The following is a 241-nucleotide window of genomic DNA, read 5'->3' as shown; positions in this document are numbered from 1 at the left end:
CGTACCCGGCCACGCCCTCGCACTGCCTGGCCAACAGCTGCCGGACAAGGTCTACGTGATCCCGATCCACAACCGCCCGTTCTTCCCCGCCCAAGTGTTGCCGGTGATCGTCAACGAAGAGCCCTGGGCCGAGACCCTCGACCTGGTGGCCAAGACGCCGGACCACTGCCTGGCGCTGTTCTTCATGGACACGCCACCCGAAGACCACCGCCATTTCGACACCTCGGCGCTGCCGGAGTAC

At 66.0% G+C, this 241-nt stretch carries 1 protein-coding gene; it reads left to right on the top strand.

What is annotated here, in order from left to right; translation table 11 throughout:
- A partial coding sequence (locus tag SB756_RS34495) for a hypothetical protein (RefSeq protein WP_410913808.1) occupies positions 1–241 on the top strand: 241 nt, incomplete at both ends.

The sequence above is a fragment of the Pseudomonas sp. SIMBA_068 genome (assembly GCF_046534705.1).
GTDB classification, from domain to species: Bacteria; Pseudomonadota; Gammaproteobacteria; order Pseudomonadales; family Pseudomonadaceae; genus Aquipseudomonas; species Aquipseudomonas putida.
The sequence above is the reverse complement of the archived record's forward strand: the minus strand, read 5'-3'. Positions and strand labels throughout refer to the sequence as shown.